Origin of the sequence: Acetobacter okinawensis, assembly GCF_002153655.1 — a bacterium.
GTDB lineage: Bacteria > Pseudomonadota > Alphaproteobacteria > Acetobacterales > Acetobacteraceae > Acetobacter > Acetobacter okinawensis_A.
Genome location: NZ_JOPJ01000090.1, coordinates 1 through 305 on the forward strand (window position 1 = coordinate 1; position 305 = coordinate 305).

At 58.7% G+C, this 305-nt stretch carries 1 pseudogene; it reads right to left on the minus strand.

Going from position 1 to position 305, the window contains the following annotated elements:
• A pseudogene (locus tag HK26_RS12855) lies at positions 1–305 on the minus strand (Y-family DNA polymerase); the annotation flags it as partial.

The window sequence follows — 305 nt, forward strand, 5'->3', positions numbered from 1 at the left end:
GCCATGATCTTGCGGATCTGCGCAGGTTTGGCCTCTACAAACTGCTCTATCGTGCGGATACCCGCATCTTGTAGTTTTGGGAGCAGTCTTCGGCCTACACCCCAGACCTCCCCCACGGAGACGTTGCGGTAAAATCTCTGGCGCGTCTGTGGGTCTGTCAGGTCGCATAGCCCTTCCAGCTCCGGCCTATCCTTGGCCAGTCCGTTGGCCAGCTTGGCAATGGTTTTGCTTGGCCCACAGCCCACGCAGGTTGGCACTTTGGTGATCTGCTGGACAGCCTGACGCATGGCTCCACAATGGGCATG